Annotated in this window: 26 protein-coding genes; 16 read left to right on the top strand and 10 right to left on the bottom strand. The window is 62.3% G+C overall.

Annotated features, from left to right (window positions below):
* Positions 1-27 precede the first annotated feature (27 nt).
* The gene (locus ISM_RS07830; RefSeq protein WP_083780957.1) at positions 28-1,113 is read right to left on the bottom strand and encodes a polyamine ABC transporter substrate-binding protein; all 1,086 of its coding nucleotides are present in this window, start codon (positions 1,111-1,113) and stop codon (positions 28-30) included.
* A gap of 147 nt (positions 1,114-1,260) precedes the next feature.
* On the opposite strand from ISM_RS07830, the gene ISM_RS07835 reads away from it, so the two are divergent.
* Both ISM_RS07835 and ISM_RS07840 read left to right on the top strand, forming a co-directional pair.
* The gene (locus tag ISM_RS07835; protein WP_009813597.1) at positions 1,261-1,956 is read left to right on the top strand and encodes a GntR family transcriptional regulator; all 696 of its coding nucleotides are present in this window, start codon (positions 1,261-1,263) and stop codon (positions 1,954-1,956) included.
* A 116-nt stretch (positions 1,957-2,072) separates the two neighbouring features.
* Complete coding sequence (locus ISM_RS07840; protein WP_009813598.1) at positions 2,073-3,467, top strand: aspartate aminotransferase family protein; 1,395 nt, start codon at positions 2,073-2,075, stop codon at positions 3,465-3,467.
* A 196-nt stretch (positions 3,468-3,663) separates the two neighbouring features.
* Here ISM_RS07840 and ISM_RS07845 read toward each other — a convergent pair whose 3' ends face one another.
* On the bottom strand, positions 3,664-4,845 hold the full coding sequence (locus ISM_RS07845) for a M24 family metallopeptidase (protein WP_009813599.1): 1,182 nt from the start codon (positions 4,843-4,845) through the stop codon (positions 3,664-3,666).
* Positions 4,846-5,104: 259 nt separating this feature from the next.
* Here ISM_RS07845 and ISM_RS07850 point away from each other — a divergent pair, with 259 nt between their 5' ends.
* The 5 genes from ISM_RS07850 to ISM_RS07870 all read left to right on the top strand — a co-directional run bounded on the left by ISM_RS07850 (position 5,105) and on the right by ISM_RS07870 (position 10,724).
* Positions 5,105-6,205 (top strand): ABC transporter ATP-binding protein, encoded by a 1,101-nt coding sequence (locus ISM_RS07850; protein WP_009813600.1) that lies wholly within the window; start codon positions 5,105-5,107, stop codon positions 6,203-6,205.
* Positions 6,206-6,316: 111 nt separating this feature from the next.
* Complete coding sequence (locus ISM_RS07855) at positions 6,317-7,408, top strand: extracellular solute-binding protein (RefSeq protein WP_040617951.1); 1,092 nt, start codon at positions 6,317-6,319, stop codon at positions 7,406-7,408.
* A gap of 100 nt (positions 7,409-7,508) precedes the next feature.
* Positions 7,509-7,796: a DUF1330 domain-containing protein gene (locus tag ISM_RS07860; protein ID WP_009813602.1), complete on the top strand. Its 288-nt coding sequence runs from the start codon at positions 7,509-7,511 to the stop codon at positions 7,794-7,796.
* Between the two features lies 1 nt (position 7,797).
* Positions 7,798-9,513, top strand: coding sequence for an ABC transporter permease (locus tag ISM_RS07865; protein WP_009813603.1), 1,716 nt, complete (start codon positions 7,798-7,800; stop codon positions 9,511-9,513).
* A gap of 5 nt (positions 9,514-9,518) precedes the next feature.
* Positions 9,519-10,724, top strand: coding sequence for an ABC transporter permease (locus ISM_RS07870; protein WP_009813604.1), 1,206 nt, complete (start codon positions 9,519-9,521; stop codon positions 10,722-10,724).
* A gap of 89 nt (positions 10,725-10,813) precedes the next feature.
* On the opposite strand, the gene ISM_RS07875 is transcribed toward ISM_RS07870, so the two are convergent.
* Together ISM_RS07875 and ISM_RS07880 are read right to left on the bottom strand one after the other, a co-directional pair.
* Entirely contained in the window at positions 10,814-12,364 is a 1,551-nt protein-coding gene (locus ISM_RS07875; protein ID WP_009813605.1) for an alkaline phosphatase D family protein, read from the bottom strand.
* Between the two features lie 188 nt (positions 12,365-12,552).
* Positions 12,553-13,419, bottom strand: a complete 867-nt coding sequence (locus ISM_RS07880) for a branched-chain amino acid aminotransferase (RefSeq protein WP_009813606.1) — start codon at positions 13,417-13,419, stop codon at positions 12,553-12,555.
* A 160-nt stretch (positions 13,420-13,579) separates the two neighbouring features.
* On the opposite strand from ISM_RS07880, the gene ISM_RS07885 reads away from it, so the two are divergent.
* The 6 genes from ISM_RS07885 to ISM_RS07910 all read left to right on the top strand — a co-directional run bounded on the left by ISM_RS07885 (position 13,580) and on the right by ISM_RS07910 (position 19,373).
* Entirely contained in the window at positions 13,580-14,077 is a 498-nt protein-coding gene (locus tag ISM_RS07885) for a MarR family winged helix-turn-helix transcriptional regulator (RefSeq protein WP_009813607.1), read from the top strand.
* Positions 14,074-14,775, top strand: coding sequence for a response regulator (locus ISM_RS07890; protein WP_009813608.1), 702 nt, complete (start codon positions 14,074-14,076; stop codon positions 14,773-14,775). Before ISM_RS07885 ends, ISM_RS07890 begins: the two co-directional genes overlap by 4 nt.
* A 264-nt stretch (positions 14,776-15,039) precedes the next feature.
* Complete coding sequence (leuC, locus tag ISM_RS07895) at positions 15,040-16,446, top strand: 3-isopropylmalate dehydratase large subunit (RefSeq protein WP_009813609.1); 1,407 nt, start codon at positions 15,040-15,042, stop codon at positions 16,444-16,446.
* Positions 16,446-17,051 carry a 3-isopropylmalate dehydratase small subunit gene (leuD, locus tag ISM_RS07900; RefSeq protein WP_009813610.1) on the top strand — a complete coding sequence of 202 codons (606 nt, stop codon included), beginning with the start codon at positions 16,446-16,448 and terminating at the stop codon, positions 17,049-17,051. Before leuC ends, leuD begins: the two co-directional genes overlap by 1 nt.
* 469 nt (positions 17,052-17,520) lie before the next feature.
* Positions 17,521-18,321: a hypothetical protein gene (locus ISM_RS07905; RefSeq protein WP_254655666.1), complete on the top strand. Its 801-nt coding sequence runs from the start codon at positions 17,521-17,523 to the stop codon at positions 18,319-18,321.
* Positions 18,322-18,347: 26 nt separating this feature from the next.
* Positions 18,348-19,373, top strand: coding sequence for an endonuclease/exonuclease/phosphatase family protein (locus tag ISM_RS07910; protein ID WP_009813612.1), 1,026 nt, complete (start codon positions 18,348-18,350; stop codon positions 19,371-19,373).
* A gap of 12 nt (positions 19,374-19,385) precedes the next feature.
* Here ISM_RS07910 and hemF read toward each other — a convergent pair whose 3' ends face one another.
* From hemF to clpS, 4 genes are read right to left on the bottom strand one after another with little or no spacing between them, the layout of a single operon-like run.
* Positions 19,386-20,276 (bottom strand): oxygen-dependent coproporphyrinogen oxidase, encoded by an 891-nt coding sequence (hemF, locus tag ISM_RS07915; RefSeq protein ID WP_009813613.1) that lies wholly within the window; start codon positions 20,274-20,276, stop codon positions 19,386-19,388.
* A gap of 6 nt (positions 20,277-20,282) precedes the next feature.
* Positions 20,283-21,086: an SDR family NAD(P)-dependent oxidoreductase gene (locus ISM_RS07920; protein WP_009813614.1), complete on the bottom strand. Its 804-nt coding sequence runs from the start codon at positions 21,084-21,086 to the stop codon at positions 20,283-20,285.
* A 47-nt stretch (positions 21,087-21,133) separates the two neighbouring features.
* Complete coding sequence (locus ISM_RS07925) at positions 21,134-22,123, bottom strand: class I SAM-dependent methyltransferase (protein WP_009813615.1); 990 nt, start codon at positions 22,121-22,123, stop codon at positions 21,134-21,136.
* A 4-nt stretch (positions 22,124-22,127) separates the two neighbouring features.
* The gene (gene clpS / locus ISM_RS07930) at positions 22,128-22,472 is read right to left on the bottom strand and encodes an ATP-dependent Clp protease adapter ClpS (protein WP_009813616.1); all 345 of its coding nucleotides are present in this window, start codon (positions 22,470-22,472) and stop codon (positions 22,128-22,130) included.
* Positions 22,473-22,571: 99 nt separating this feature from the next.
* Between clpS and ISM_RS07935 the strand changes: the two genes are divergently transcribed.
* Positions 22,572-23,276: an HAD family hydrolase gene (locus ISM_RS07935; protein WP_009813617.1), complete on the top strand. Its 705-nt coding sequence runs from the start codon at positions 22,572-22,574 to the stop codon at positions 23,274-23,276.
* On the opposite strand, the gene zapE is transcribed toward ISM_RS07935, so the two are convergent.
* Both zapE and ISM_RS07945 read right to left on the bottom strand, forming a co-directional pair.
* Positions 23,277-24,335 carry a cell division protein ZapE gene (gene zapE, locus ISM_RS07940; RefSeq protein WP_009813618.1) on the bottom strand — a complete coding sequence of 353 codons (1,059 nt, stop codon included), beginning with the start codon at positions 24,333-24,335 and terminating at the stop codon, positions 23,277-23,279.
* A 41-nt stretch (positions 24,336-24,376) separates the two neighbouring features.
* Positions 24,377-24,823: an Lrp/AsnC family transcriptional regulator gene (locus ISM_RS07945; protein ID WP_040617952.1), complete on the bottom strand. Its 447-nt coding sequence runs from the start codon at positions 24,821-24,823 to the stop codon at positions 24,377-24,379.
* A 104-nt stretch (positions 24,824-24,927) separates the two neighbouring features.
* Here ISM_RS07945 and ISM_RS07950 point away from each other — a divergent pair, with 104 nt between their 5' ends.
* Together ISM_RS07950 and ISM_RS07955 are read left to right on the top strand one after the other, a co-directional pair.
* The gene (locus tag ISM_RS07950; RefSeq protein WP_009813620.1) at positions 24,928-25,527 is read left to right on the top strand and encodes a LysE family translocator; all 600 of its coding nucleotides are present in this window, start codon (positions 24,928-24,930) and stop codon (positions 25,525-25,527) included.
* A 24-nt stretch (positions 25,528-25,551) separates the two neighbouring features.
* Entirely contained in the window at positions 25,552-26,181 is a 630-nt protein-coding gene (locus tag ISM_RS07955) for a hypothetical protein (RefSeq protein WP_009813621.1), read from the top strand.
* Positions 26,182-26,231 lie beyond the last annotated feature (50 nt).

A 26,231-nucleotide genomic window follows, 5' to 3' on the forward strand; every position in this document is an offset into this window, starting at 1 on the left:
GCGGGCCAACCTATGAGGTTCCGGGTCTTAGGTGCCCGATTTGATCTTGGTCCAGAGCCGCGTCACCACACGCTGCACCTTCGAATCGTAGGGCCGGGTGGTGTAGAGGTTCTGCAGGGTCTCTTCATCGGGATAGACCGCCGGATCGCCGATCACATCCTCGATGAGATGCTCCTGGCTCGCCTTGTTGCCATTGGCATAATAGACATAGTTCGAGGCCGCCGCGATATTCTCGGGGTCCATGATGAAGTTGAGGAACTTATGCGCGCCCTCGGGGTTCGGCGCATCCACCGGAATCGCCATCTGGTCGAACCACATCAGCGCGCCTTCCTTCGGCGCGAAATAGGCGATCTCATTGCCATTGTCGGCCTCTGCCGCGCGGTCCCGCGCCTGCAGCATGTCGCCGGACCAGCCGAACGCCACGCAAATATCGCCATTGGCCAGCGCGTTGATATATTCCGAGCTGTGGAATTTCTGCACATAGGGCCGCACGCGCGCCAGAATCTCTTCGGTCTTGGCGATCACGTCCGGGTCATGGCTGTCCGGGTCTTCCCCGATATAGGCGAGCGCGGCCGGGATCATCTCCACCGGCGCATCGAGGAAATGCACACCGCAGCTTGCCAGCTTTTCCATGTTCTCCGGCTCAAAGATCAGCGCCAGCGAGCCCATCGGCGCGTCTTCACCCAGAACTTCCTTCACCTTGCCGACATTCACGCCAAGCCCGGTGGTGCCCCACATGTAGTTGATCGAATATTCATTGCCGGGGTCGTATTTCTCGGTCCGCTCGGCGATCTGATCCCACATATGTTCGAGATTGGGCAGCTTGTCCTTGTCGAGCTTCTGGAACGCGCCGGCCACGATCTGACGCTGCAGGAACGTGCCCGAGGGCACCACCACGTCATAGCCCGACCCACCGGCCAGCATCTTGGTCTCGAGCAGCTCGTTGCTGTCGAACACGTCATAGATCAGGTCGATCCCGGTCTCGCTCTCGAATTTCTCGATCAGCGATTCGTCGATGTAATCGGACCAGTTGTAGACGCGCACCTCTTCGGCCTGGGCGCTGAGCGCGCCAAGCGCCACGGCGGCGGTGCTGGTCAGAATGAGCTTCTTCATGATATTCTCCCGTTGGGCGGCATGTTGGTCTGCCATGGTCGAGGATTTGATCAAAAAATTCCCCGCATGGCAATATGGTAATGTTTCCACGGGCCAGCTAAACTCGCAATAGATGCCGCGATCTAGGATTAAAAACAGTCCGTGACCATGCAAGACCTCGCAGATTTCCCAGGCCAGGCGACGCCCTCCAAGGGCAACCTCCCGGCGCATGAACTCGTCTATCGCAAACTGCGTGCGATGGTGCTCTTTGGCGATCTCGCTCCGGGGCAGGCGGTGACCATCCAGGGCCTCATCGACGAGCTCGACGTCGGCATGACCCCGGTGCGCGAGGCGATCCGCCGTCTCGTGCCACAAGGTGCGCTTGAATCGCGCGGCAACCGCCGGGTCAGCGTGCCGCTGCTCGAAGCCTCCAGCATTTCACAGATAATCGTGGCCCGCCAATGGCTTGACCCCCATCTCGCCATCAAGGCCTGCGAACGCGCAACCGATGCCAGCGTGGCCCAGCTCGCCGCCATCGACAGCCAGCTCGACGCCGCCATCCTGGCCGGCGATCACCGCGGTTACCTGCAGCTCAACTACCTCTTCCACCGCCGTATCTACGACATGGCCGAGGCCCCGATCCTCGCCGAAATGGCCGAAGGTCTGTGGCTCCGCTTCGGCCCCTCCATGCGGGTCGTCTGTGGCCGGGTCGGCACCCAGAACCTGCCCGACCGGCACAAGGAAACCGTCGAGGCCATGCGCGCCCGTGATGCCGAGGCCGCCGCCCATGCGATCCGCGAGGATGTGCTGCAAGGGATGGAGCAACTGCGCATCGCTTTCGAGGGCTCGGGCGGGTTAACCTGATTCGGTTGACATAAAATAATTTGATCATATTCTGCGCGGACCGGCCCGAAATTGAGGCAGGCTGTTAACATTCGCACCGCCCCTCGCCGGGCGACCGCAGAGGAAAGGCCCCGCGCATGAACATGATCACCAACCATATGCCGACCGCAGAGCTTCAGGCGCTGGATGCCGCTCACCATATGCACCCGTTCACCTCGGGCACCGAACTGGCCGCCAAGGGCGCGCGCGTCATCACCCGTGCCAGCGGCGTCACCCTGACCGACAGCGAAGGCAATGAAATGCTCGACGCCATGGCCGGTCTGTGGTGCGTCAACCTCGGCTATGGCCGCGACGAACTGGCCGAGGCCGCCGCCCGCCAGATGAAGGAACTGCCCTATTACAACACCTTCTTCCAGACGACCCATGTGCCCGCCATCGCGCTCTCGTCGAAACTGGCGGAACTGACGCCGCATGATCTGAACAACGTCTTCTTCGCAGGCTCCGGCTCCGAGGCGAATGACACCAACATCCGTCTCGTGCGCACCTATTGGGCCGAAAAGGGCCAGCCCGAGAAAAAGATCATCATCAGCCGCAAGAACGCCTATCACGGCTCTTCCGTCGGCAGCGCCTCGCTCGGCGGCATGCAGCCGATGCACGCCCATGGCGGCCTGCCGATCGAGGACATCCACCATATTGACGAGCCGAACTGGTACGCCCAGGGCGGCGACATGTCGCCTGCGGAATTCGGTCTCGAACGCGCGCGTCAGCTTGAGGCCGCCATCGAGGAATACGGCGCCCACCGCGTCGCGGCCTTCATCGGCGAGCCGATCCAAGGCGCCGGCGGCGTCATCATCCCGCCGGAAACCTACTGGCCCGAGATTCAGCGCATCTGCGATAAGCACAACATCCTGTTGATCGCCGACGAGGTCATCACCGGCTTTGGCCGCACCGGCAAATGGTTCGGCTGCGAAACCCTCGGCATCCGCCCGCATATCATGACCATCGCCAAAGGGCTGAGCTCGGGCTACGCGCCGATCGGCGGCTCGCTGCTCTGCGACGAGGTGGCTCAGGTGATGAATGATTGCGACTTCGCCCATGGCTACACCTATTCCGGTCACCCGGTGGCCTGTGCCGTGGCGCTGGAAAACCTGCGCATCCTGCAAGAAGAGAAAATCGTCGATCGCGCCGGGTCCGAGGTCGCGCCCTATCTCAAGGAAAAATGGGACACGCTGAACGATCACCCGCTGGTCGGCGAAACCGCGCTCTGCGGTCTGATGGGCTCGCTCGCGCTCTCGCCCGATCCGTCCTCGCGCGCCATGTTCGCCGCCGACAAGGGCACCGCCGGTCTGATCTGCCGCGAACATTGCTTCGCCAACGGTCTGGTGATGCGCCATGTCGGCGACCGCATGGTGATCTCGCCGCCGCTGGTCATCACCCATGCCGAGATCGACACGCTGGTCGAACGCGCCCGCAAGGCGCTCGACCTCACCCATGCCGAGCTCAAGGACAAGGGGCTGATGGTCGCGGCCTGATCGGCAAAACCGGCCAGCTGCAAACCGGCCAGCCTAACCCGAAAACAATGCGCGCGCCGTTACCCCGGCGCGCGCTGTCTTTTCAAACGGGGCTTTGCTCAATTTCCGGGCAAATCCATACTGTCGCAATACCGACGTCTTACCGACGCGATGCCGAACCCCCGGAAATCCGCCAAACCCCTATTTCTTAACGCGCTCACTTCACAAAGAGCTTGCGCGGCCGGTCACAGAAACATTCCGCCGGCCCTTCCTCCTTGATGAGGATGGATTCGGTGATCTCAAGCCCCCATTCGCTCATCCAGAGCCCGGGCATGAAATGAAAGGTCATCCCCGGTTCAAGAACGGTCTCATCCTCAGAGCGCAGCGAAATCGTCCGCTCGCCCCAATCCGGCGGATAGCTGAGCCCGATCGGATAGCCACAGCGCGCCCCGCGCTCGATCCCCGCCCGCTCCAGCGGCGCCGCCAGCGCATTGGCGATGTCACAGGCCCGGTTCCCCGCCCGCGCCATCTCGAGCCCGGCCTCCAGCCCTTCGACCAGTGCCGCCTCGGCGCGCAGGATCGTGTCATCGGGCTTTCCAAGGAACAGCGTGCGGCAGAACGGCGCGTGATAGCGCCGGTAACAGCCTGAGATTTCAAAGAAAGTCGCCTCACCTTCCGCAAAGGGCCGCCCGTCCCAGGTGAGATGCGGCGCCGCCGCGTCACTGCCCGAGGGCAACAGCGGCACAATCGCCGGATAATCGCCCCAGGCATCCGGCGTGCCATGGATCGCATCGCGGTAAATCTCGGCGACAATCTCGTTCTTGGGGATGCCCGGCTCGACCCGTTCCATCACCCCATCGACGATCTTTTCGGAAATTTTCGCCGCCTTGCGGATGAATTCCAACTCCACATCCGACTTGATCGCCCGCTGCCAATTGACCAGCGCCGTGGCATCGGCAAACCGCGCATTCGGCAGCTCGGCCTTGAGCACCTCATAGGCCTTTGCCGAGAAATAGTAATTGTCCATCTCGACCCCGATCCGCGCCGATCCGCGCCCCAGATCGTCGAGAAACGCCGCCAGATCCTGCATCGGATGGCGCACCGTGGATTGCACGAAATGGTCCGCATAGCCGCGCACCTTGCTGTCATCCATCCACACCGTGCGCAGCGCCCCATTGGCGTCCTGCCGCCGTCCCCACCAGATCGGATCATGGTCCGGCAGCACGATAACCCCTTGATGCACATAGAAAGACCAGCCGTCATACCCGGTGAGCCAATGCTGGTTCGACGGGTCCGTCACGAACAGGATATCCAGCCCCGCATCTTCCATCGCGGCCCGCGTCTTGGCGAGGCGGCGGTCATATTCATCCAAGGCGAAGGGGACGGATTTTCGAATCATGGGATTTGGCTCCGGGCAGGTGGTCTTTGCCCGGATGCTGGCCGAAACCCCGGCTCAGTCCTAGCGTTTTTTCGCTGCTGCCAAACCGTGCGATTACAATCTAGGCGCTAGTTTTCTGCGCCTGCACAGCCTCTTGGCGGGTGGCGTGTCGCAACTTCCCAGATTTTCGTCGCACTCCGCTTGCATCCTAGCCCCATTCGCGTTTTAGTTTCATTTGAACACAGAGAAACTGTGACTGATAAAAAACAGGGAGCCAGATTTGGCCGATAGTACAACGGGTGAGGCATTCGTCGAATTCGAACGGGTGCAGAAAAGTTATGATGGGGAAAATCTGGTCGTCAAAGACCTGAACCTCTCCATGCCGAAAGGCGAGTTTCTGACAATGCTGGGGCCCTCCGGGTCGGGCAAAACCACCTGCCTGATGATGCTTGCCGGGTTCGAAACCGCGACCCATGGCGACATCCGTCTCGGTGGCACGTCGATCAACAATATTCCGCCGCACAAACGCGGCATCGGCATGGTGTTTCAGAACTACGCCCTGTTCCCGCATATGACCATTGCCGAGAACCTGAGCTTCCCGCTCGAGGTCCGCAAAATTGGCAAGTCAGAACGCGAGAAAAAAGTTCAACATGCGCTGGATATGGTCGAAATGGGCGCCTTTGGCGGCCGTCGCCCGGCCCAGCTCTCCGGCGGCCAGCAACAGCGAATCGCTCTGGCCCGCGCCCTGGTGTTTGAACCCGAACTGGTCCTCATGGACGAACCTCTCGGCGCGCTGGACAAGCAGCTGCGCGAGAAGATGCAGTTCGAAATCACCGACCTCGCGCACCGTCTCGGCATCACCACGGTCTATGTGACCCATGACCAGACTGAGGCGCTCACCATGTCCGACCGCGTCGCCGTCTTCGACGATGGCCGCATTCAGCAGCTGGCCCCGCCAGACCTGCTCTATGAAGAGCCGGAAAACAGCTTCGTCGCGCAATTTATCGGTGAAAACAACACGATGCTCGGTGTCGTCAAGGAGATCCGCGGCGAAGAGGCGCTGGTCCAGCTTGACGGTGGCGAGCTGATCGACTGCAAGCCGGTGAACGTCACCGCGGTGGGCGATCGCACCCGCGTCTCGATCCGTCCCGAGCGCGTCGAATACAACCCCGAACGGCTCAAGCCGGGGGCGCATACGCTCAAGGCCGAGGTGCTCGAATTCATCTACATGGGCGACATCTTCCGCACGCGCCTGCGTGTGGCGGGCAATGACGAATTCATCATCAAGACCCGCAACGCCCCCGACCAGCGCCGCCTCTCGCCCGGCGAACAGATCGAAATCGGCTGGCTGCCGCAGGATTGTCGCGCTCTGGACGCATGATCAAAGGCTTTCCCGCACTCCGCCCGGGGTGTGGCGAAACAGGGGATTTGGGTCGAAACCCGTGACCAGGATCCCTGAAAAAAACAACGGGTAGACTTAGGGAGAATTTGAATGACTTTGACCAAAACTCTTCTGACGACGACGGCCCTGACCGTTGCCGCAGGGGCCGCTTCGGCTCAGGAAATGACCATCGTGTCTTGGGGTGGGGCCTACTCCAAATCGCAGCAAAACGCCTATCACGAACCCTATATGGAAAAGACCGGCGTCAAGATCATCAACGATGACAGCTCGAACGAAGCCGTGGCCAAGCTGCGCGCCATGAACGAAGCCGGCAACATCACCTGGGATGTGGTCGACGTTGTGGCCGCCGACGCGCTGCGCCTTTGCGACGAAGGTCTGGCGATGGAAATCGACCCGGACGAGCATCTCGCTGCCGCCCCCGACGGCACCCCGGCCTCCGAGGATTTCGGCGACCTGCTGGTGGGCGATTGCTTCATCCCGCAGATCGTGTACTCGACCACCTTCGGCTATCGCACCGACATGGTCGGCGACACGCCCCCGGATGACATCTGCGACGTGTTCGACCTGGAAACCTATCCCGGCAAGCGCAGCCTCGAGAAACGCCCGATCAACAACATGGAATGGGCGCTGCTCTGCGACGGCGTGGCCAAGGATGACGTCTATGACGTTCTCGCCACCGACGAAGGTCAGGATCAGGCTCTCGCCAAGCTCGACACCATCAAGGACAGCGTCATCTGGTGGTCCGCCGGTGCCGACACGCCGCAGCTTCTCGCCGATGGCGAAGTTGTCATGGGCTCGACCTATAACGGCCGTCTGTTCAGCGTGATCGAAGAGCAGAAACAGCCCGTCGCCATGCTCTGGGACGCGCAGGTGTTCGATCTCGACGGCTGGATCATCCCCGCCGGTCTGAGCGAAGAGCGCAAACAGCAGGCGCTGGACTACATCATGTTCGCGACCGACACCCAGCGTCTCGCCGATCAGGCGAAATACATCTCCTACGGTCCGGCGCGTAAGTCCTCGGCACCGCTGGTGGGTCAACACGCTGAGCTGGGCATCGACATGGCACCCCATATGCCGACCGATCCCAACAATGCCAAGAACACGTTCCTCTACAACTACGAGTTCTGGGCTGACTATCGCGACGACATCGACGCCAAGTTCCAAGCCTGGCTCGCACAATAAGATAGGGTCGGGGGCGCGCCTGCCGCGCCCCCATCCACCACCCAAAAGAGCACGGGCTGCACGCATGGCCCGCGCCGCATGACAGGGACGACCGCAGACCATGCCCAAGGGCTATATTATCGGCCATATCACCGTGCACGATCCCGAGGCCTACCAAGAGTATGTCGACCGGGACACGCCAATCCTCGAAGGAATGGGGGGCCGGTTCATCGTCCGGGGCGGGGCCTCGGAAACGCCCGAAGGCCGCTGCGAAGACCGTCATGTCGTGATCGAATTTCCAAGCTACGAGGCCGCGCGCGCCGCGTATAATGATCCCGCCTATCAACAGGTGGCCGAGATCCGCAAGCGCACCGCCACGAGCGTAATCACACTGGTCGAGGGGACCTGAGATGAGTGATGCAAGTGATGCCACCACCGCCAAGCGCGGCCCCACACCCGACGACGGGCTGAAGGTGGCCAAGAGCGGCCCGGTGCTGGCCGCCGACGGCACGCCGCTAAAGCGCAGCCTGGCCCGCGCCCTGCGGATGCAGAAGATGCGCGCGCTGATGCTCATCGCGCCGCTGCTGGTCTTTGTGCTGCTGTCCTTCATCGTGCCGATCGTCTCGATGCTGTTCCGCTCGGTCGAGAACGAGATCGTCGAAAACACGCTGCCCTATACCACCGAACAGCTCGCGCAATGGGATGGCACCACCGACCAATTGCCCGGCGAACCGGTTTATCAGGCGCTCTATTTCGATATGTTTCTCGCCGCCGAGCTCAAGCGGCACACCCGCCTCGGCACACGGCTGAACTATGAAAGCACCGGCATGTCCTCGCTCTTCCGGCAATCGGGGCGCAAGCTCGACGATCCGGGCAAGGACTACCGCAAGGCTTTCCAGGGCGTCGATGACGGCTGGACCGATTCCGCCACATGGCTGAGCCTGATGACCGGCGATCCCTCTGCCGACCGCGACACCGCTCTGGTCAAGGCGCAAAAGGCCCGTCTCGCCCGGCTCGACGACACCCGCCTTCCCGGTCTGCCGGAGTTCGCGCCAAGCACCGAGATTTCCGAACTGCTGCCGCTCACCGCGCGCACCTATACCGCCTTTGCGGTGATGACCGAACTGGTCGACGAAAAGGACATGGCCAAGGCCAAGCCGATTGAATCGGTCTATGTGGCGCTCGCCGCCGATCTCGCCGCGGCGGATGTCACCGGCTATTCCGGCCCCGAGGCCGACCGGCTCAAGGCGCTGGCCGCGAGCGGCGCGGCAACCGCCCCCGACTTTGCCGCGATCTTCGCCGATATCGACAAGGACTGGGCCAATGTCGCCACATGGCGCACGATCCAGACCCATGCCGCGCCCTACACCAGCGGCTATTTCCTGAACGCGGTGGACATGCGCAAAACGCCTGAGGGCGCGCAGGCCCAGCCCGAGGACAAACGTATCCTGGTCAAGCTCTTCATCCGCACGCTGATCATGTCGCTGATCATCACCGGGTCCTGCATCCTGCTCGGCTATCCGGTGGCCTGGATCCTCGCCAACCTGCCGATGCGCTCGGCCAACCTGCTAATGATCCTCGTGCTCTTGCCCTTCTGGACCTCGCTTCTGGTGCGGACCTCGGCCTGGAAGGTGATGCTGCAACAACAGGGCGTCATCAACGAGGTGCTCGTCTGGCTTGGCATGGTAAACGACGCCGACCGGCTGGTGCTGATCAACAACCAGACCGGCACGATCATCGCCATGACGCATATCCTGCTGCCCTTCATGATCCTGCCGATGTATTCGGTGATGCAGACCATCCAGCCGAGCTATCTGCGCGCCGCCAAGAGCCTTGGCGCGACCAACTGGACGGCCTTCTGGCGGGTCTATTTCCCGCAGACCGTGCCGGGCATCGGCGCTGGCTCGATCCTCGTCTTCATCCTGTCCATCGGCTATTACATCACGCCCGAGATCGTCGGCGGCACCAAGGGTGTCTTCATCTCGAACCGGATCGCCTACCACATCTCGAGCTCGCTCAACTGGGGCTTGGCGGCGGCGCTGGGGACGATCCTGCTGATCGTGGTGCTGCTGCTCTACTGGGCCTATGACAAGATTGTCGGCATCGACAACGTGAAGCTGGGGTAAGCGATATGAAACTGACAACCATTTCCCGCAAACCCCTCAGCTTCGTCGCCGCCACAACGGCGGCGGTGGGCGGGCTTCTCGGCCTCTTTGTCGGCACCGCCAATGGCTCTGGCGCCATCGGCATCCTCGCGGGTGGCGCGCTGCTCGCGGTGCTGGCGCTGATCCTGCCGCGCTTTGACAATGAGGCGCTGGCCCGCTGGCTGACCGTCGGTCTCTTCATCCTGCTCGGCTCGCTCTTTGGCGGGCTGCCCTTGATGCTCCTCGGCATCTTTGTCGGCTGGTTCTTCGGCTGGTTCATCTTCTGGCTCTATGAAGGCCGCTACCGGGCCAAACTGCCGCCCTATGCCACCGCCAAACAGGTGCTCTGGCATTATACTTTCCGGGTGATCTGTGGCGCGATCTTCATCTTCCTGATCACGCCGATCATCGTGGTCATGCCGCTGAGCTTCAACGCCGAGGATTTCTTTACCTTCACCCCGGAAATGCTCCGCCTCGATCCCGATGGCTACAGCCTCAAACATTACCGCGACTTCTTCACCAACAATGAATGGCAGCGCAGCTTCAAGAACTCGCTGATCATCGCGCCTATCGCCACGATCATCTCGGTGAGCCTCGGCACCCTCGCCGCCATCGGCCTGAGCCAGAGCCATGTGCCCGGCCGTCGCGCCATCATGGCGATCCTGATCTCGCCGATGATCGTGCCGCTGATCATCTCGGCCACCGGCATGTTCTTCTTCTACTCCGACATCGGCAACTTCCTCGAAGGCACCGTCGGGCTCGGCAAGAACTTCGTGGGTTATGTCAAAGTGATCCTCGCCCATGCCGTTCTCGGCATCCCCTTCGTGATCATCACCGTGACCGCGACGCTGGTGGGCTTCGACCGCTCGCTGACCCGGGCGGCGGCCAATATGGGCGCGAACCCGGTGACCACCTTCTTTCGGGTGCAGATGCCGCTCATCCTGCCCGGCGTGATCTCGGGCGGTCTCTTTGCCTTCATCACCTCCTTTGACGAGGTGGTCGTGGTGCTCTTCGTCGGCTCGGCGAGCCAGAAGACCCTGCCGTGGCAAATGTTCACCGGTCTGCGCGAACAGATCAGCCCGACGATCCTTGCCGTGGCGACGATCCTCGTGGTGATTTCCATCGCGCTCCTGACCACCGTCGAACTGCTCCGCCGCCGCTCGGAACGGCTGCGCGGCATGTCGCCAGGCTGACAGTCGTCTTACCGTCGTAATACCGACGCGTTGCCGACATGCAAAAAGGGCGGCCTCCGGGCCGCCCCTTCGCTGTCCGGGGGAGTTGATCAAAACGCGGCGACCTCGGGATCGAGCGTGATTTTCCAAAGCTCCTTGTCCGCCCGGTCCATCAACCGCACGGTCATTTGCTGCGTCTGGGCGTCGAGATCGACCAGCCCAAAGAACTGCAACCCGGCCGACGGCGGCAGGTTCTGCCCCTGCTCCTCGCTCGGCGCGCTGATGAATTTCACCTCCGGCCCAAAGGTCATATCGAGCGGGTTCGGCCCGAATGTCCCCGCATGAAGCGGCCCCGACACGAACTCCCAGAACGGCGCAAACTCCTGAAATTGCGCACGATCCGGGCTATAGTGATGCGCCGCGGTGTAATGCACATCGGCGGTGAGCCAGACGGTGTTCTTCACATCGGCATTCTTGATGAAGCGCAGCAGATCCGCGATCTCGAGTTCCCGCCCCTTGGCCGCACCATCATCGCCATTGCCCACGGCCTCTTGGCCGCCACCGACCACCAGACCGATCGGCATGTCCGAGGCAATGACCTTCCAGGTGGCGTTCGACCGGGTCAGCTCGCGCTTGAGCCAAGCCACCTGATCCACCCCGAGAATGCGCGTCTCATCCGACATCTCGGTCTGCAGATTGTCACTGTTCGGCCCCCGATAGCTCCGCATATCGAGGAAGAAAATATCTAGCATCGGACCGTAAGAAACCTTGCGATACACGCGGTTAGGCTCTTCTGGCGTGATGCGCAGCGGGGTCATTTCGTGGAAGGCGCGGGTGGCCCGGGCCTGCAGGTTGAAGACCGATTTCTCGCTATAGCGATCGTCCTCCATCAGGCTGCGCGACGACGACCAGTTGTTGACCACCTCGTGATCGTCCCACTGGTAATAGGTCGGCACCACGGCGTTCATCGCGCGCACATGCTCGTCCATCATGTTGTATTTCCACTGGCCGCGGAACTCGTCGAGGCTCTCGGCCACCTTGCGCTTGTCATCGGTCAGAACGGCGTTCTTCCAGATCACCTGACCGTCCTTCTCGACCTCGTCCTGCATCGGCCCGTCGGCATAGATCGTGTCGCCGGAATGGATAAAGAAATCAGGGCGATGGCTCGCCATGGTCGCATAGGTGGCCATGCCCTGATCGTCGATGCCCCAGCCCTGACCGGCGGTGTCACCGGACCAGGCAAAGCGGATGTTGCGCCGCGCGGTGGGGGCGGTGCGGAACTGACCGACCAGAGGCTCGCTCACCGCGTTGATGTCCGACAGGTCATGGGCGGTGAAGCGGTAGAAGATATCCTGATCCGCTGGCAGTCCGTCCACCAGACGCTTGATCGTCAGGTCGCTCGACGGCAGCGCATCGAGCGAGGTCAGACGCCGCGCATTGGCAAAGCTCTCGGTGGTGGAGACCTCCATCATCACCCGCGCCGGCCGGTCGGTGCGCGTCCAGATCATGCCCGAGCTGGCATCGACATCGCCGGACTGAACACCATGGGTAAAGACGGGGCGCGCATTGGCACGACTGATCGACGGTGCGGCCAGCATGGCGGTAAAGGCGGTGCCAGAGGCCAGTACGGCACGGCGGGTGGGGCGGATGAGCTTGGTCATGAGGTCCTCGCGAAAATCGGGTGAGTGGGTAGCGCGGACCATCGCGGCGCTTTGTAACCGCGGGCCGAATGGAAGTTGAAACTTTGGCAAAACTTCCGTGACAGCCGAGGCCCCAGACTTGGAGCCAGATACGCAAAAGGCCCGGTGTCTCCACCGGGCCTTGCAGGTCGTTCAGACGCGATGACAGCTTAGCTGCGCACCAGCTTTTCGTAGGCTTCCGCGATCTCGCGGGTGAGCGCGCCAACCTCGAACGTATAGTCGCCGATCTGCCCCACGGGTGTCACCTCTGCGGCGGTCCCGGTGAGCCAGCACTGCTCGAACCCTTCCATCTCTTCGGGCATGATGTGGCGCTCATGCACCTTGATCTGGCGATCCTTGAGCATGCCGATCACGGTCTGACGGGTCAGCCCGTTGAGGAAACAATCGGGTTTCGGCGTGTGCACTTCGCCATCCTTGACGAAGAAGATATTGGCGCCGGTCGCCTCGGCCACATAGCCGCGATAATCCATGAAGAGCGCATCCGAACAGCCCTTGGCCTCGGCCGCGTGTTTCGACGTGGTGCAGATCATGTAGAGACCTGCCGCCTTGGCATGGACCGGGATCGTCTCGGGGCTCGGGCGTTTCCATTTCGAGATGTCGAGCTTGGCGCCCTTCATCTTGGCATCGCCGTAATAGGCGCCCCATTCCCAGGCCGCGATGGCGAGATGCACCGGGTTGCGCGCCGAGGCGACACCCATATCCTCGCCCGCGCCGCGCCAGGCCACCGCGCGCACATAGGCATCGGTAAAGCCGTTGGCCTCGAGAACGGCCTGTTTCGCGGCCTCAATTTCGTCCACCGAATAGGGGATTTTGAAATCGAGCTCGCCCGCCGAGAAATGCAGACGCTCGGAATGTTCGCGGCTTTTGAAGATCTTGCCATTATAGGCGCGTTCGCCCTCGAATACCGAGCTGGCATAATGCAATGCGTGGGTCAGGATATGGACATTGGCCCCACGCCAATCGGTGAGTTCACCATCCATCCAGATTTTGCCGTCGCGGTCATCATAGCCAGCCATTGTTTCGATCCCTTCAGCCGATCTTTGCGATTGTTGCGCCAAATATGTCCGTATCGGGCATAAAGTTGCGCGGAAACTGCGAATCGCTACCAGTTTGCTCTTGGAGTGTCAACAAAGCTGACTTAACCTGTAAAAGGTAATGACGGGGTGAGGGGCTGTGATGGCAGAGGTGAAGGGCGGCGAAGCGCTGCTGTTTTTGACGGATGAGCAATTGCGTCAGGGGATCGAGGCAATGTTCTTTGCGTATCGCGGCTTCACCGCGGACCCCGACCGCATTCTCGAAACCATGGCCTATGGTCGCGCCCATCACCGCGCGATCCATTTCATCGCGCGCAGCCCGGGCACCACGGTCAACAATCTGCTGGCGATTCTCGGCGTGACCAAACAGTCGCTCAACCGGGTGCTGCGCACCTTGATCGAGGATGGTCTTGTCGAGAGCCGCGTCGGCACCCGCGACAAACGCGAACGTCATCTTTATCTCACCGAAGAGGGCGAGACGCTCGAGCGCAAGCTCAGCGATGCCCAGCGCGCCCGGATGCGCGCCGCCTTTCGTGCCGCCGGGCCCGACGCCGTCACCGGCTTTCGTCAGGTGCTCGAGGCGATGATGGACAGCGACATGCGCCGCCGCTACCACGCGATCCGCGAGGCCGGCACATGAGCGATCCCGCCCCCCATCTTCTCATCGTCGATGACGATGAACGTATCCGCGAACTTCTGCGCAAGTTTCTCATGCGGCACGGGTTTCTGGTCTCGGCCGCCCGCGACGCCGCCCATGCCCGCCGGGTTCTGGCCGGGCTCGAATTTGATCTCATCGTCATGGATGTGATGATGCCCGGCGAAGACGGGGTGAGCCTGACCCGCGATCTGCGCGCCACGCTGGCCACGCCGATCCTGTTGCTCACCGCCAAGGGCGAGACCAGCGACCGGATTGCCGGGCTCGAGGCGGGGGCGGATGATTATCTCGCCAAACCCTTTGAGCCGCGCGAGCTCTTGCTACGGATCAACGCCATCCTGCGCCGCATGCCCGAGCCGGAACCCGATGCGGTGCTGCCGAAGATCCTCAACCTCGGGGCGGCCCGCTATGACATCGAGCGATCCGAGCTTCTGCGCGGGGAAGAACTCATCCGACTGACCGCAACCGAAACCCAGCTCATGCGGATTTTTACCGACAACCTGCGCCAGCCGGTGAGCCGCGCCAAGCTTGTCGAGGATTTGGGCCGCGACAAGGGCCAGGCGCAGGAGCGCGCTGTGGATGTCCAGATCACCCGGCTGCGGCGCAAGATCGAAACCGACCCGAAACAGCCGCGATACCTACAGACCGTGCGCGGCGAGGGCTATATGCTCTCGCCGGATTGAGCGGGCAGGCGGGCGCCGGGGCTCTGCCCCGGACCCCGGGATATTTTGCGCCAGAAGAAACAGGGGCGCGGGGCAGCGGCTGGCTCTTGATAGACTCGGGCCGAGACTGTATCTGATCTGTCATGACACGGATTTTCGACATGGATGATCGCGCGCGCCTGCCTTGGCGGTTTTTTGGTGCGACCCTGACGATTCTAGCCAGCCTATAAGGCGGGCCGAGACAGATTACGCAAGTTTTCCATCCAAAATACGGGGAGAGGACGCATGTCCCCCAAAACGCTCTACGACAAAATCTGGGATGCCCATGTGGCGCATGAAGCCGATGATGGCACCTGCCTTCTTTATATCGACCGCCATCTCGTTCACGAGGTGACGAGCCCGCAGGCCTTTGAAGGGCTGCGCATGGCGGGCCGCAGCGTGCGCGCACCGGACAAGACCATTGCCGTGCCGGATCACAACGTGCCGACCACGCTTGACCGCGCCAATGCGGCCACCATGACCGAGGACAGCCGCATTCAGGTCGAGGCTCTCGACAAGAACGCCAAGGATTTCGGCATCCACTACTATCCGGTCAGCGACATCCGTCAGGGTATCGTGCATATCGTCGGCCCCGAGCAGGGCTGGACCCTGCCGGGCATGACCGTGGTTTGTGGTGACAGCCACACCGCGACCCATGGCGCCTTTGGTGCGCTGGCCCATGGCATCGGCACCTCGGAGGTCGAGCATGTGCTCGCCACCCAGACGCTGATCCAGAAGAAATCCAAGAATATGAAGGTCGAGATCACCGGCAAGCTGCGCCCCGGTGTGACCGCCAAGGACATCACCCTGTCGGTGATCGGCGAAACCGGCACCGCCGGCGGCACCGGCTATGTCATCGAATATTGCGGCGAAGCGATCCGCGATTTGTCGATGGAAGGTCGCATGACCGTCTGCAACATGGCGATCGAAGGTGGTGCGCGCGCCGGTCTCATCGCGCCGGATGAAAAGACTTATGAGTATGTCATGGGTCGCCCCCATGCGCCGAAAGGGGCTGCCTGGGAGGCGGCGCTGGCCTGGTGGAAGACGCTCTATTCCGACGATGACGCCCATTGGGACAAGGTCGTGACCATCAAGGGCGAAGACATCGCGCCGGTCGTCACCTGGGGCACCTCGCCTGAGGATGTGCTGCCGATCACCGCCAATGTGCCGAGCGCCAGCGATTTCACCGGCGGCAAGGTCGGTGCTGCGCAGCGGTCGCTCGATTACATGGGGCTGACCCCGGGCATGCCGCTCAGCGAGGTCGAGATCGACACCGTCTTTATCGGCTCTTGCACCAATGGCCGGATCGAGGATCTGCGCGCCGCCGCCGCCGTGCTCAAGGGACGCAAGATCAAGGAAGGTCTGCGCGCCATGGTGGTGCCGGGTTCGGGCCTCGTACGGGCACAGGCCGAGGAAGAGGGACTTGCAGATATCTTCAAGGAGGCCGGGTTTGAATGGCGGCTTGCGGGCTGTTCCATGTGTCTTGCCATGAACCCCGATCAGCTCAGCGAGGGCGAGCGCTGTGCCTCGACCTCGAACCGGAATTTCGAAGGGCGGCAGGGCTATAAGGGTCGGACCCACCTGATGAGCCCGGCGATGGCCGCCGCCGCCGCGGTGACCGGCAAGCTGACCGATGTGCGGGAGATGATGTAATGGAAAAGTTCGAAAAACTCACGGGCATCGCGGCGCCCATGCCGCTGGTCAATATCGACACCGATATGATCATCCCCAAGCAGTTCCTGAAGACGATCAAGCGGTCGGGTCTTGGTGTGAACCTCTTTGACGAGATGCGCTATGACCGTCAGGGCAACGAGAACCCCGACTTCGTGCTCAACCAGCCGGCCTATCGCGACGCGGAAATCCTCGTGGCGGGCGACAATTTCGGCTGTGGCTCGAGCCGCGAACACGCGCCTTGGGCGATCAAGGATTTCGGCATTCGCTGCGTCATCGCGCCGAGCTTTGCCGATATCTTCTACAACAACTGCTTTAAGAACGGCATCCTGCCCATCGCCCTGCCGCAAGAGCAGGTGGATGTGTTGATGAAGGACGCGGAGAAAGGGGCGAATGCCCGGATGACCGTGGATCTCGAGGCGCAGACCGTGACCACTTCGGATGGCGAGAGCTTTGCCTTTGAGGTCGATTCGTTCAAAAAGCATTGTCTGATGGAAGGGCTCGATGACATCGGCCTGACCTTGGAGAAGGCCAGTGCGATCGACAGCTTTGAGGCCACAATTGGGGCAGAGCGCCCCTGGGTCTGACCGGGCTATAAGGCAGGCCGCGACCTTGTTTGGCAGGGTCGCGGGCAGGCTTTCCCGCCTCTGAAGGGTCCTGAAGACAGCTTTAACGCGCATGTTTCGGCAGGGCCGGACAAAAAGATTAAACAGATATTAAGGCCGCCCGTCACGTTCGGGTGGCCTTTTTGGTGGTCGCTCAGAGGCGCTTGCCTACATCTTGTGGTTGCTCCGCGCCTTGCCACATTTGCGAGCTTTGCGTGATGTAATCCCGCACCAGTTGCGCCCTTAAATAGCCGTAAAAATTGAATTTGTTTCTACCGAGTCTTGAGGCGTCTGCGGAAAGAAGGCAAGATTTGGACATAATTGAGGCATATCGCCGTCACAGGCGACATCAAGTTGGGACACCGGCGAGGCAATGCACCGCGCTGGGCCAGTTTGAAGGGAAATGGCAGTGTTAGCACGGCTGACTGGCGCTTTGACGCGCGCATTCTTGATGGTGTTGCTGGTTGCAATGCCCTCGCTGATCGTCCCCGGCGTGGCCGAGGACACATCGCAGATGGTCGTGGCCACCGCCTTTGTGGCGGCCATCATGGTCTTTATCGAATATAACGGCAGCTCGACCAGCATCCTCGAATTCCGCTTTGCGCCCCCGTACAACCGGCTGAAATTCGGCTTTATCGCGGCCACGGTCCTGTTTCTGTCACTCACAGCGCGCAGCCCGATAGAAGCGGCGCCGATCTCGGATCTGGCGGCGGGGCTCGGCCGTGTGATCGGCAATGCGCTCGACTTCCCCTATTCGCCCGTGCGCTCGATGACCAACCTGATGCCGGTGGGCGCGGATGCCAAATCGATCGACGCCGTGCGCAGCGCCGCCGGGGTGAGCTATGCCGCCGCGATGATGATGGCGCTGACCTTCCTGATGATGGTCCTGTTCTTTGGTTGGCCCGTGCGCAATGGCGCGTTCAACGTCTGCCTCAACCTGCCGCTCTTTGACCCGACCGGCGGCGGCGATGTGGTGGACCGGCTGCAGCGCGATGCCGGGCTTAACGTTTCCTTAGGGTTTGTCCTGCCATTCTTGATCCCGGTCGGTCTCGTGCTGATCACGAATTTCGCGGAGAAAGTGGGATATCTGCTGCCTCTCAACCTGATCTGGATCACCTGCGCTTGGGCCTTTCTTCCGGCGAGCCTGATCATGCGCGGTGTCGCCATGTTCCGGATCGCCGGTCTGATCAGCCAGAAGCGCCAGCGCGCCTATGCCAAGGCCGAGGCCGAGCCCGAGCTGCAAATCGCCTAATCACTACCTTCGTCCTTTGGCTCAGCGTGCTCTTTTGGGCGGGCGGGGCAGGGGCTGACACGCTGCGTCTCGCCACATGGAATGTCGAACTCTCGCGTGCCGGGCCGGGGATCTTGCTCCGGGATCTGCGGCGCGGCGATGCGCAGGCGGATGCGGTGGCCGAGATCATCGCGGACCACGCCCCGGATATCCTCTTGCTGCAAGGCGTCGACCATGACGCCGATCACCTCGCGCTTCTGGCCCTGCAGAGCCGCATCGCCCAGGCGGGTTATAGCCTGCCCTATCGCTACGCCCCGCCACCCAATAGCGGCCTCGCCTCCGGTCATGATCTCGATGGTGATGGCCGCTTGGGCGAGCCTGAGGATGCGCAGGGCTTTGGCCGGTTCCGGGGTGAGGGCGGCATGGCTCTGTTGTCCCGCTATCCGATTGCGGCGGCGCAAGACCTGAGCGGATTTCTCTGGGTCGACCTACCCCATGCCCTTCTGTTCGAGGACACGGGCGCGCCGCTCTTTCCGGCCGCTGTGCTGCGCGATCTGCGGCTCGCTTCTGTGGCACAATGGCGGGTTGAGGTGACAGCGCCGCAAGGGCGGATCACCCTCTTTGCCTTTCACGCGGGACCGCCGGTATTCGATGGGCCAGAGGACCGGAACGGCCGCCGCAATCATGATCAGCTGATGTTCTGGCAACATGTTCTGGCCGGTGAGTTAGATGGCGGCCTCGGTCCGATGCCCGAGGGCCGCTTTGTGCTCATGGGCGATGCCAACCAAGACCCGCAGCGCGGCGAGGGGCGCAAGGCCGCGATCCGGACGCTTCTCGGCGATCCGCGCCTGCAAGACCCGAGGCCGTCTCATGGCGACGGCACTGAGATGACTACCGTCCACTGGCCCCAGACCGGACCGATGCGCGTCGACTACATCCTGCCGTCGCGCGATTGGGAGGTTGCCGCTTCAGGCGTGCATTGGCCCAAGACCGGGCCCAACACCGGGCCAGAGGCCGCGCGCGCAGAGGCCGCCAGCCGCCACCGGCTTGTCTGGGTTGATCTTACCTGGTGATGGGTGCGCGCGTCAGACCCACTTGGCCAGCGGCGGCAGTGACATCAGCACCGCATCCGGGTCGTGCCCGGTGGCGAGGCCGAATTTCGTGCCCCGGTCATAGACGAGGTTATATTCCGCATAGAGCCCACGATGGACGAGCTGCGCCTCTTTGTCAGCCTCGGTCCAGGTCTGACCCCGGCGCCGCTCGACCAGCGGCAGATAGGCGGGCAAGAAGGCGCGGCCGATGTCTTGGGTGAGCGCGAAATCCGCCTCCCAATCACCGCTGTTGCGGTCATCCATGAAAACGCCGCCCACGCCCCGCGCCCGTCCACGATGGGGGATATAGAAATATTCATCCGCCCAGCGTTTGAGATCGGGGTAAAGCGCCGGATCATGCGGGTCGAGATGGGATTGCAGCGTGCTGTGGAAATGCGCCGTGTCCTCGTCATATTCGAGACAGGGGTTGAGGTCCGCCCCGCCGCCAAACCACCATGCCCCGGGCGTCCAGAACATCCGCGTGTTCATATGGACCGCGGGCACATGCGGGTTCTGCATATGCGCCACCAGCGAAATCCCCGACGCCCAAAAGCTCGGGTTCTCTGCGATCCCCGGCACGCCACGCGCCGCCATGGATTTCTGCGCCGCAGGGCTCAGCCTGCCATGCACTTCCGAGACATTGACGCCCACTTTTTCGAAGACCCGTCCGTTGCGCATCACGCTCATCAGGCCGCCACCCGCGTCCGACCCGTCCTCAGCCGTGCGTTTGGTGTCACGCAGCTCGAACCGTCCCGCAGGCTGATCCGCGCGCGGGCCGTCCTCATGTCGGGTCTCCACCTCTTCGAAGGCATCGACGATCTCGTCGCGCAATGCGCGGAACCACGCGGCGGCGCGGGATTTTTCTTCGGGAAGATCTTGGGTCATCGTGTCTTAATGTGCCGGGGTTGAAACGGGGTCCAACAATGTGCGCCCGCCATCCAGCGTCACCACCTGACCGGTCATGAAGCTTGACGCATCGCTGGCCAGATATTGCACCGTTTCCGTGAGCTCGGTCGATGGGGCAATCCGTCCCACCGGGGTGTTGCTCTCGATCTCCTTGCGCGCCTCGGGGTTCTCCTTGAGCGCCTCTTGCAAGGACGCGCTCATCACCGAGCCAAAGGCCAGCGCGTTGACCCGGATGCGATGCGGGGCCAGCGTCACGGCCAGCGAGCGGGTCATCTGATCCAGCGCGGCGGTCGAGATCGAATAGGCCATCAGCCGCGGGTTGGCATGACGCGCGGCAATCGACGACAGGTTCACGATCGCGCCCGCCGAGCCGTTGCCCTCTTGGCCCTCGGATTGCTTGATCATCCGTTTGGCCACCATTTGCGACAGCCGCAGCGAGGTCATCAAGTTCTGCTGAAGCAGCATCTCGACGCCGTCATCATCGGGATCGAGCGGCTCGGATTCGACCACCTGACGCGAGGCATTGACCAGAATATCAACCGTCTCAAACGCATCCACCGTCGCCGAGAGCAGGTTTGCCAGCGTGAGCTTTTCGCGCAAATCGCCGGCGAAATAGCGTAGCGTATCGCTCTCCTCGGGGCTGCCAAGCTCCTTGATCAGCCGCTCTTCGTCCATATCGGCGAGCATCACATTCGCGCCCTTGTTGGCAAAGTGCCGCCCGATGGCGAGCCCGATTCCATTGGCCCCGCCGGTGACGATCGCGGTCTTGCCGCTGAGTGAAAATGCCATGGAAAACGTTCCTCTTCCGGTGCCTTCGCGGCGCAGCCTAGGTCAATTCATCCCGCTTGGCGAGATGGGCGGCGCGCGTGGAAAATCTTGAACCGATTGTCGCCGGTGACAAGCGCGACATCGCCGAAACAGCTGCCAAGCGTGGTCTCATAGGGCAGGTGGCGATTGGCCACCATCCAGAGCTGCCCCGACGGTTTGAGCAGCCGTGCCGCTGCCCGGATAAAGTCGCGGCCCAGCTCGGGCTCGGCGGTGCGGCCGGTGTGAAACGGCGGGTTCATCACCACCGCGTCGAGCCGCGCGTCGGGCGTCCAATTGCGTGCGTCCTGCCAGTGGAACTGCGCGCGCGCATCGTCGAGATTGCGCCGGGCACAGGCGAGGGCATCATGCTCGGCCTCGACCAGATGCACCGTCTCGATCCCCTCGATCTGCAGGATGCGGGAGGACAGGTAACCCCAGCCCGCCCCGAGATCGGCCACGTCACGGCCAAGCTTGGCAGGCAATGCATTGGCCAGTGCCTCGGACGCCGGATCGATCCCATCGGCGGAAAACACGCCCGGCAGCGTGGTCAGCCCCGGTGCCACTTCGCGCGGGCCTTGAGCGGCCCAATCGGCAAAGGCCGTCGCGTCACCTGTGAACCAGAAAAGCTTGCCATGCGCCTTGTTCACCGGGCCAGACAAATCGGCCCGCTTGCGGCAGTCGCGCAGCACCGCATCGACCCCGTCCGTCTTGACCCCGTCCACGACCACCACGCCGCTTTGCGCACTAGCGCGGGCGATGGCGGCGCGGGTCTTGTCCTTGGCCCGCGACAGGCAGACCAGCGTCAGCGCGGCGGGCTCATCCCACTCAGTGACACAGCGGAACCCCTGCTGTTCGAAATGGGTGAAATCGGGCTGAAACCCGGTGACCACCACCGAACGGTCGCGCGGCAGCGCCGACAGATCGGCCCCCTGCACGGGATTGCGGATCACGATGGCCCCGGCGTCGGGCAGGGACAGCCCGAACTCGTCGAGCGCAAGAGACAGTCGAAGACCGGTCACGTGGCTATTCTTTTTCCATGGTGCATTGCAGCGGATGCTGATGCTGGCGCGCGAAATCCATCACTTGCGCGACCTTGGTTTCGGCGATCTCATGGCTGAACACCCCGACCACCGCGACGCCCTTCTTGTGAACGGTCAGCATGATTTCGAAGGCTTCGGCATGGGTCATGCCAAAGAACCGTTCGAGCACATGCACGACGAATTCCATGGGCGTGTAATCATCATTGAGCAGCAACACCTTGTAGAGCGGCGGCCGCTTTGTCTTGGGGCGCGTCGCGACGGCGACGGAGATATGACCATCTCCATCGTCCTGTCCGCTGGAATTGAGCTGAAAAACCTGTCGTGTCATACCAACAAAGATTGGTCCCGGGGCGCCTGTGTCAACGGGGTGTATATAGCCTCTTGCACGGGTATGAAAAGAGGCGCGTCACCTGACAGAGGGAAGAACATGCCAAAATTGCAGACAATCGGCGTCGATGCGGATGACACGCTTTGGCATAATGAGCGGTATTTTCGCCTCACCCATGACCGGTTTGCCGATCTGCTCGCGCCCTATTCCGATGCGCTGGACATGGTCGAACGGCTCAAATCGGCGGAGAAGCGCAATCTCGGCCTCTATGGCTTTGGGGTCAAAGGTTTCGTTTTGTCCATGGTGGAAACCGCCGTCGAGGTCACCGATGGCGCGGTGCCCGGGCATGTGGTGTCCGAGCTGTTGCAGGCGGGCCAGGACATGCTGCGCTATCCGATCGAGCTATTGCCCCATGCGCGCGACACGCTTCAGCAGATCGCGGCGGAGTATCACCTCGTGCTCATCACCAAGGGCGATCTTTGGGACCAAGAGCGCAAGCTCGCGCAATCGGGTCTCGGCGATCTCTTCGATGCGGTCGAGATCGTCAGCGACAAGACGCCCGAGATTTACACGCGGCTCTTCGCCCGCCACGGCCCTGGACCAGATCGCGCCGCTATGGTTGGCAATTCTCTGCGCTCGGATGTGGCGCCGATGATTGCGGCGGGCGGCTGGGGCATCCATGTGCCGCAAGAGCTCAGCTGGGACTACGAGGCCGAGGCCAGCCCGCAAACCGCCCCGAGGTTTCGTGAGATTGCCGATCTCTCGGCACTGCCGGCGCTTCTCGACGAGATTGCCCGCGTCTGATCAGCCCTGCGCCCAGTCCTGTGACTGCATCTCGCGCAGCCGGCTTGCCGTGCGCTCGAATTCGAACGTGCCTTCGCCCTCGACATAGAGATATTCCGGGGCCGCCGCCGCCGAACAGATGAGCTTGACCCGCGCCTCGTAGAGCGCGTCGATCAGTGTCACAAACCGCTTGGCCTCGTTGAAATTCGACCGGCTGAGCTGCGGAATGTTTTCCAGCACCAACACCCGACAGGCCTCGGCCAGCGCCAGATAATCCGCCGGGCCAAGCGGCTTGCCGCAGAGATCGTAAAAGCTCGCCCGCGCCACCCCGTTGTGAAAGGCCGGGATCAGCACCTCGCGCTTTTGCACGATCAGACTGTGCGGCTTGGCCGCGCCGCCGGTCAGGCTCTGCCAGATGTCGTCGATCTTGGCGCGGCTTTCGGCATTCACCGGGGTGAAATAGGTCTGGCTCCCCGCGATCCGGTCCTGCCGGTAATCCTTGGGCGAGGCCAGCTCATGCACCACGAGATTTTGTTTGAGCTTGTCGATGAAGGGCAGGAACAGCTGCCGATTAAGCCCGTCCTTGTAGAGGTCATCCGGCACCCGGTTCGACGTGGTGACCACCACCACCCCCGCCGCAAACATTGCCTCAAAGAGCCGCCCGACAATCATCGCATCGGTGATATCGGTGATCTGCATCTCGTCCAGCGCCAAGAGCCGCAGCTCATCCGTCACCGATTTCGCCACCGGGGCCAGCGCATCCTCGATGCCCTTTTGGCGGGCCGCATGCATCCCGGCATGGATTTCCTGCATGAAGGCGTGGAAATGCACCCGGCGTGACGGCACATCGAGCGAGGCTACGAACATATCCATCAACATGGATTTGCCGCGCCCCACACCGCCCCAGAGATAGAGCCCCTTGGGCGGCTCTGGCGCCTTGCGGAACCAGCCCGTCTTTGCGGGCGTGTCGAGCGCGGCGCGAATGCGCTCGAACTCGGGCAGCGCAGCCAGCTGCGCGGGGTCGGGTGTCAGCTCGCCCGAGGCGGTCAGGCGATCATAGAGTTGCGGCAGAGTTTCCATGGTCAAGCCTTACCGCGCCACGTCCCGAGGGAAAAGTACCATCACGCCCGCGCATCCTTGGGCGAGCCCATGACCACATAGGAGGTGATGGCGTTGACCTGCGGCAAGGTGCCGATCACATCGGTATGAAACGCCTTGTATGCGGGCAGGTCGGCCACTTCGATGCGCAAGAGATATTCGACCGCACCGGTGATGTTATGACACTCGACCACTTCCGGCGCGGCCTCCATCGCCCGCTCGAACGCCTGCTGCGCCGCCTTTGTATGCGCGTTGAGCCCAACGGTCGCATAGGCGACAAAGCCGATGCCCCGCGCGCCCCGGTCGATCCGGGCGCGATAGCCCGCGATCACGCCGCGCCGTTCGAGATCCTGCACCCGGCGCAGACAGGCCGAGGGCGAAAGCCCCACTTTCTCGGCCAGCTCGATATTGCTGATCCGGCCATTGCGCGAAAGTTCTTGCAATATGTGGTCTGAAATCTGGTCTATCATGCCTAATAATTGCAGAATGAATTGTCCGGCGCAACAATTCGCAACCCGCTTGCGCCACGTTCAGCATAAGATTGTGCCTCAACCTGACCTATCCCCGGTGCCCCATGACCTTTGATCTGCTGACCGCGCTCGCCACCTTTGCCTTCGTGACCGTCATCACGCCGGGGCCGAACAACCTCATGCTGATGGCCTCGGGCGCGAATTTCGGCTTTCGTCGCACGGTGCCGCATATGCTTGGCATCACAATCGGCTTCCCGAGCATGGTGTTCCTCGTCGGGGTCGGGGTCATGCAGGTCTTTGATCTCTGGCCGCTTTCCTACACACTGCTCAAGCTGTTGAGCGTGGTCTACCTGCTCTATCTCGCGTGGAAGATCGCCAATGCCGCGCCCCCGGAACAGGCGGCGACCGAGGGGAAGCCGCTGAGCTTCCTGCAATCGGCGGCCTTTCAATGGGTCAATCCCAAGGCCTGGTCGATGTCGCTCTCGGCAATCATCCTCTATGCCACCGGCCGCAATCTCGAAGCGGTGCTCTGGGTCGCGGCGGTCTTTGTGGCGGTCTCGCTGATCTCGACGACAAGCTGGACGGTGATCGGTCAGGAAATGCGCCGCTTTCTCAAGAGCCCGCAGCGTCTGCGGATTTTCAACCGCGTGATGGCGGCCCTTCTGGTGGCGACGCTCATTCCCGTGCTATGGCCCGCGGGATAGAGCCAGCACAGAGGCACGCACGGAATGGCCCATACGATCCTGCACACCGCAGCCCTGCATCGCGACCGCTTCAAGGCGTTGCGCGATGCCATCGCGCCGGGCGCGCCGCTGACTCATAAGGTGCGCCCCGATCTTCTCGCCACCGCGCTCGATCAGGGACCAGAGGCCGTGCGCGCGGATCTGGCGCAGCTCATCGCGGCGGCGGACGGCCCCGTTATGTGCAGCTGCACGACGCTCGGCCCCTTGGCGGAAGAGCTGGGCGCAATGCGCATCGACGCGCCGATGATGGAACGCGCGGCGGTGCTGGCGGCAGAGAAAGAAGGCTCTATCCTCCTCGCCTATTGTCTCGACAGCACCCTCGCCCCGAGCGTCGAGCTGCTCGACCGGGCGCTCGCGGCACAGGACCGAAAGACACGGGTGCACACGCTCTCGCTTGCCCCGTTCTGGGCGCTCTTTGAGGCGGGCCAGCAAGAAGCTTTTGAGGCCGTCATCGCCACCCAACTGCGCGAAGCGGTCAAATCTGTCGATGATCTCGCGGCAATCGTTCTGGCTCAGGCCTCCATGGCCGGGGCGGCACCCCGGCTCGCCGATCTCGCCACGCCGGTGCTCGCTTCGCCCGAAATCGGCTTGCGGGCCTTTCTCGATCTGGGATGATTGCAAAAGAATGACGTAACGGCCATATAGGCCAACGCATCAGGTGGAGC

Origin of the sequence: Roseovarius nubinhibens ISM (assembly GCF_000152625.1) — a bacterium.
Classification (GTDB): domain Bacteria; phylum Pseudomonadota; class Alphaproteobacteria; order Rhodobacterales; family Rhodobacteraceae; genus Roseovarius; species Roseovarius nubinhibens.